A 5,480-nucleotide genomic window follows, 5' to 3' on the forward strand; every position below is an offset into this window, starting at 1 on the left:
AATGGAGGCCATCCGCAATTCGATCACAATCACCGGGTCCAAGGAATATGTTCGCTTCTACGAGCGCAATACTCCGAAGGATGAATGGCGCGCCGTCACCATCGACCTGGCTAAGGTTTGAGGGTGGCATTATGAGTCGACGCTTCTTACCCGCTGCTGACGATTACGAGCGGACGATCGCCGATATCGCCCGCCAGGAGGGCTTCAACGTCGAAACGACCGACAGTGATGTTTTCTTTGTTATTCGTTCCTTCTCGCCCTCGGGCGAGGAGGTTCTGTCGAAGGTCAATATCACGCGCTTTGCCGACGCGATTGCGAGGGCGCGGTCATGAGCCGAACTTCACGAGGCCTTCATGCCGTATTTGCGTTCAACAACTTCCAGACTTTCGATCAGGCGGGGCAACAGTTCTATGGCAGCTTCAAGTTTACGCTGATCACGAGGGAACGCTTCCTCGAAGTTGACGGGATAATGTTGATTGTGCGCGGGATCGGCAACGTACTGCTTGTCAAAAACCACGTGACAAGCGAGCTGATTTCGCGTGTGGCTGACATTTTCGACCAGTTCATCAAGATAACGAGTTGTGATGCCGTCGAACAGGTTGATCCCTTCTTCGAATTGCCGGCGCTTCAAAATGGCTTCCAGCTTGAAGAAAGTGTCAAGGTATCGGTCCGCAACTCCGCTGAGCCAGCGCCTATTGACATCGAAACCGGACGGGATTCGGTCCTCGAGGTACTGAAAGTCTTCCAAATCAGCGGCGACATTCTTGAGGTCGTCGATCTGTGGATGCAAAGCACGAGTCAGCCTCAGTCTCTCCGGTCGAAGTTGAAACTCGATGAGTTCCCGATGCCTTCGTTCGCTTTGGCGGTCGGTCTTCTCCATTGTTCTAATAGTAATTGCGGCGGCGAACACTGCGGCCAACCCCGTTATCAATGTTTGAAAGTCGTAGACGACTTTTCGCCAACTGTCGCCGCCGCTCCCTCCATCTACCGTTCTTGGTTCGCCGAAGATGACCGGTACAACGATGGCTCGATGACCACTATTGCGATCGCGCCTGCCAACTTCTCTCGATTTGTTTTCATTCTTCTTCCGCTCCCCAGTCTCGTCCGAGGGAACTCATCGCATGACTAGCTTGATCGCTGCAATCCACGTCGCTAAGAAGCAGCTGGGCCTTGACGACGATACCTATCGCGCGAAGCTTGCCCGGATCACTGGCAAGCAATCCGCTAGAGATATGACCGAGGAAGAGCGCCAGAAGGTGCTCACGGTTTTCCGCAATGATGGCTTCGCGGCAGCTCCCGCAGCTCGCCGAGGAGACGGTAGGCAGAAACTGACTGGCAAATACGCCAAGAAACTTCAGGCGCTCTGGATTGCAGCCTGGAACCTCGGGATCGCCCGAGATCGCGACGACAAGGCGCTTACCAGCTTCGTGAAACGCCAGACCGGCCTCGACCACACGCGCTTCCTTATCTATCCCGACGACGCTAACCGCGCGATCGAGTCGCTGAAAGGCTCGATCAACCGCGAAGCCGGCGTTCCGTATGGCAATACCAACGGCTACGACTGGCTGTCGACTGATGGAGCGAAGGTCGCTTGGGCGCAATGGAAGATCCTCACGCCCGGAGCCGGACTGATCGTTCGCAGAGGCTTCGACGAGGAAGTGTCGCGATTGACGGGCACCACCACGCTTTCAGAGGTCACCCCCCAAAGGTTGGCAGAACGTGATGAACCATTTCGGTCAACATCTTCGCAGGAAGTGAGCGGGCAATGGTATCCTCAACATCAGGCGCTCGTACGATCCTCCTGTTCGATGGGTTCATGGTCCACCGGCAGGGGGGCGACCTCATCAAGAAAGTCCTCCCACACGATTCTTGCATCACTAATTATGGGATTTTCCTGCTTGAACCAGTTGCCCCTGTCTCTCAGATTTTGCCATGGATGCGGCCTGTCTTTTTTAGGAACCGGCCGACTTCCCGTGAATTTGGCGCCGCTAAAATCGCAGTTGTCAAAAGCATTCTTCATGAGGAACCCGCTCGCCATTGTTCTGATTTCGCAGGAGGACAGGGTACAATCTACGAAATTTCGGTGATTTCCGTCGACTATTACGCCAGTAAACTCACAACCTTCAAATCGGACGCGGCTCAGGTCAGCGAAACGCAAATACTCCATGTCGTCAATTTCGGCGCTCACATAGGTGACCCTGGCCACGCCATTAATTGCATATACCCATCGGTTGTCGACGCCTGCGAACGTGAGTCTAAGCATACGACATCCGGCCGCCCGCCGCCCCCAGATTTACAGCTTCCCGGGCGGCGTCGAAGATTTTCACTTTTGCGTGGTCGGTATAGGTGACCTCCACAAGGTCGGCAAGAATATCCATTGCTTGAGGGGAAAATGCCCCTCTCGGCGACGTCACGACTGCTTGGAGTGCCGCTACTCCAGCCAAAACGTGCGACTCCCGCGGCTCACCCAGGAGTTTCGTTCCGTCCATCAGCAGCTTTGCCAAATTTTCATCGTCCTTTGCGTCGTTCTGACGCCTGGTTTGCCCCAGTTGATCTGCTTGATGACGGATTTGCTCAGCTTGATATTCCAGCTGTTTTGTATTGAGAACGCCACGCCATGCGATGGTGCAGAAGGTGACAGTAGCGATCAGGGCACCACCGAACGGCGTAAACGCTTGTGCGCGCTGCAGGGCCAGGTTTGGTTCTCCGGTGAACACCCAAATCGCAACACCCGAAAACAAGGTCAAAGTTATAAAAAATCCGGCGATAGCCAGCGCGAACCAAGTATCCGCTTTGATCTGAGGACCCTCGGGCACTGCTGTTTCGTGGTTGCTTTCTTGCATACTGCGCCCCCTCAAATTTCGAATGAACGCTATCACGGCGCCGGCGCCAGCGCCCGTTATTGCCGTCTCTCTTCCACAGCAAAAGAAGGTCGGCGTGGTAATATGGGAGAGCTGCGGTGAGCGACCTGACGGCCGAATTGCACGAGTTGCTCGGAGACGAGGGCTTCTTCAAGCTCACGGATGTCCATGGTGGTATTCGCGTCTATATTCCGAAAGTAGCCCCTGGTTCGACGCTGGCGAGCGAGATCGGCGTCGACCACACTGCCCGGCTTTCCAAAATGTTCTCGGGCGGCTATATACGTGTACCGGTCGCTCGTGAGTTTCGCGCTCGCCACTATCGTACCCTTGGCGAGAGCAACGCGACGATTGCACGACGCCTCGGCTTGACCGAGACCGGCGTCGAAAAGCTCTTCCGCCGAGCCGCAAAAGAGCGGGTGACGGCCAAGAAAGACCTCCGACAGATCGAAATGTTCTGACCTGCCCGCCTTGACGGGCATGCCGCTCAGGAGCCCCCACCGGTATCGTCACCCCATGTTCAGCCGCTTCGCGGCTAATCCAACAGGGGCGACCTCATGTCAGATTTTGATCAGTGGCTTATTCAGCGCCTGCGTTTGCATGGGACTTATGCCGGCGTCGTCGACGGCGCTCACGGCCGTGCCACGATCGAGGCGCTGAAGCGCTTTCAGCATGCCGAGTGCTTGCCTGAGACCAAGCAGGCCGATGAAGCGACCGTCGAGGCGCTGCGCTACGACCCGCACGAACTGCAAACAGCGCTCCCGTCATAGTCACGTCCGCGCCCCGAATGCCGGCGGAGCCCGTATGGATGCGCGAGGCGCGGCGCTTTATGGGACTGAAAGAGATCGCTGGCGCTGCGTCCAATCCGACAATCCTCGGCTGGGCGAAGAGGCTCGGCGGCTGGATTGCCAGCTTTTACACCAACGACGACACGCCCTGGTGCGGACTGTTTATCGGCAATCTGATTTCTACAACGCTGCCGCAGGAAAAGTTGCCATCGAATCCCCTTGGCGCGCTGGAGTGGGGGAAGTTCGGCCAGTCGATGACCGCGCCGGCACTTGGCGCCATCCTCGTCTTCCAACGACCAGGCGGCGGTCATGTCGGCCTTTATGCCGGTGAGGCCGATGAGAACTACATTGTTCTCGGCGGCAACCAGGGCAATAGCGTGAAATTCTCGCCTGTCGAAGCGCCGCTGCGGTGGCATCCGCTGGCCGAAGACGGGCGAGCAGCCCGTTGGCGGCAGGGTTCGGGCAACCGCGACCGGCGAAGTCTCCCGTAATGAGGCCTGATCATCGGTCGTCGAAGCCGAGCTACACGCTATCACGGCGCCAGATCTGGGCGTCGTTCTGGTTTGCGTGGGGAGTGAACGCTTTCATCCTGGTCTCGGCCATTGTCTGCCATTCGGTCGAGGCGGTGCAGCTTGCGCCGATCATCACGCCGAGCACCTTTCTGCTTATCGCCGCCATGCTCGGTGTCCATCGGTTCTCCGGTGCTTCAGATTTTCGCGCTGCCGCAATCATGGCCTCGACCTCGGCGAATGCAGAGGAGGAGGTCCAGTGACCGCGCTGCATAAAGCCGCTGGTCCGGTTGTTCGTCATCGTCAGCTTTATGCGGAACCCTTCGTCGGAATGGGAGGCGTTTTCTTCAGGCGCATGAAGGTGCCAAGAAGCGAGGTGATCAACGATCGCAACGGAGAAGTAATCAACCTCTTTCGCATTCTGCAGCGGCACTATCCGCAATTTATGGACACCCTCAAGTTTCAGATCACCAGTTGGCGCGAATTCGAACGCTTGAAAGCCTGCGACCCCGCCACGCTAACCGACCTGGAACGGGCTGCGCGGTTTATTTAACTGCAAAAGCTGGCATTTGGGGGAAAAGTCTCAGGACAGAATTTTGGGGTGAATACGACGGGCGGCGCGCGCTTCAATCTCCCACGATTGGCTCCGCTCCTGGAGGATGTGCATGAGCGCCTTGCGGGCGTCGTGATTGAGAATCTGGACTGGCTGAAGTTCATCGATGGCTACGACAAGGAGGGGACATTGTTCTATCTCGACCCGCCGTATTTCGGTAACGAAGGTGACTATGGGAAAGCGCTTTTTGCGCGCGACCAGTTCGAAGCTATGGCGGCTCGCCTGCGCCAGCTGAAAGGCCGCTTCATCCTGTCGATAAACGATGTTCCTGAGATCCGCAGGCTGTTCGATGGGTGCCTAATTCACCCTGTCGAATTGACCTATTCGATCGGTCGGGGAAAGGGTACGAATGCGAAGGAGTTGATCATCGAGGGATAAAGGGAGATTGATGGCGCGGATGTTCTGGATGGCCTTGGCCGCGCACGATTCGCAAGGGTTCCAATAATGGCTGCCCACCATTTCGTACCTCAATTGCTCTTGAGACGATTCTCGCACGATGGGGTCCATCTTAACTTCATGGAAAAAGGCACTCGTCGCATCTTTGGGGGCACCGTAGCAAAATCCTTTTCGCTAAAGGACTTCCACCGAATAGCGCCGGACGGACTGCCTCAATTCGATGATCTTGCAGAGGAGCAGCTTGTCCGTAAGCGCGATTTTCGATGCGCATTGACGGCTGCGGCACCGCTGAACCGCCCTCGTATCGGCAGTGATA

Annotated in this window: 10 protein-coding genes and 1 pseudogene; 9 read left to right on the forward strand and 2 right to left on the reverse strand. The window is 56.6% G+C overall.

The window, feature by feature from the left end:
- Both ATY29_RS31880 and ATY29_RS31885 read left to right on the forward strand, forming a co-directional pair.
- Positions 1–121: DUF3164 family protein (locus tag ATY29_RS31880; protein ID WP_097537508.1), on the forward strand; the 121-nt coding region annotated here is incomplete at its 5' end.
- A gap of 10 nt (positions 122–131) precedes the next feature.
- Positions 132–332 carry a hypothetical protein gene (locus ATY29_RS31885; RefSeq protein ID WP_097537509.1) on the forward strand — a complete coding sequence of 67 codons (201 nt, stop codon included), beginning with the start codon at positions 132–134 and terminating at the stop codon, positions 330–332.
- An 8-nt stretch (positions 333–340) separates the two neighbouring features.
- Here the strand turns inward: ATY29_RS31885 and ATY29_RS36585 are convergent, their stop codons facing one another.
- Positions 341–919 carry a hypothetical protein gene (locus tag ATY29_RS36585; RefSeq protein ID WP_133118223.1) on the reverse strand — a complete coding sequence of 193 codons (579 nt, stop codon included), beginning with the start codon at positions 917–919 and terminating at the stop codon, positions 341–343.
- Positions 920–1,121: 202 nt separating this feature from the next.
- Here ATY29_RS36585 and ATY29_RS31895 point away from each other — a divergent pair, with 202 nt between their 5' ends.
- Complete coding sequence (locus tag ATY29_RS31895; protein ID WP_097537511.1) at positions 1,122–2,087, forward strand: gp16 family protein; 966 nt, start codon at positions 1,122–1,124, stop codon at positions 2,085–2,087.
- A 168-nt stretch (positions 2,088–2,255) separates the two neighbouring features.
- On the opposite strand, the gene ATY29_RS31900 is transcribed toward ATY29_RS31895, so the two are convergent.
- On the reverse strand, positions 2,256–2,843 hold the full coding sequence (locus ATY29_RS31900) for a hypothetical protein (protein WP_097537512.1): 588 nt from the start codon (positions 2,841–2,843) through the stop codon (positions 2,256–2,258).
- 116 nt (positions 2,844–2,959) lie between these two features.
- On the opposite strand from ATY29_RS31900, the gene ATY29_RS31905 reads away from it, so the two are divergent.
- The 6 genes and pseudogenes from ATY29_RS31905 to ATY29_RS31925 form a co-directional block, all read left to right on the forward strand.
- A complete protein-coding gene (locus ATY29_RS31905) occupies positions 2,960–3,319 on the forward strand; it encodes a hypothetical protein (protein ID WP_097537513.1) in 360 nt (119 codons plus the stop codon).
- A 96-nt stretch (positions 3,320–3,415) separates the two neighbouring features.
- Positions 3,416–3,628, forward strand: a complete 213-nt coding sequence (locus ATY29_RS38090) for a peptidoglycan-binding domain-containing protein (protein ID WP_244597484.1) — start codon at positions 3,416–3,418, stop codon at positions 3,626–3,628.
- 38 nt (positions 3,629–3,666) lie between these two features.
- Entirely contained in the window at positions 3,667–4,137 is a 471-nt protein-coding gene (locus ATY29_RS38095) for a TIGR02594 family protein (RefSeq protein WP_244597485.1), read from the forward strand.
- Positions 4,137–4,418 (forward strand): NAD(P)+ transhydrogenase beta chain, encoded by a 282-nt coding sequence (locus ATY29_RS31915; protein WP_097537514.1) that lies wholly within the window; start codon positions 4,137–4,139, stop codon positions 4,416–4,418. The genes ATY29_RS38095 and ATY29_RS31915 overlap by 1 nt, the downstream gene beginning before the upstream one ends.
- A gap of 68 nt (positions 4,419–4,486) precedes the next feature.
- Positions 4,487–5,146 (forward strand): annotated as a pseudogene (locus tag ATY29_RS31920) (DNA adenine methylase).
- 66 nt (positions 5,147–5,212) lie between these two features.
- Positions 5,213–5,480 (forward strand): DUF4238 domain-containing protein (locus ATY29_RS31925; RefSeq protein ID WP_133118224.1); only part of this gene is annotated, 268 nt, incomplete at its 3' end.

Origin of the sequence: Rhizobium hidalgonense (assembly GCF_002914525.1) — a bacterium.
In the GTDB taxonomy this organism is placed as follows: Bacteria; Pseudomonadota; Alphaproteobacteria; order Rhizobiales; family Rhizobiaceae; genus Rhizobium; species Rhizobium hidalgonense.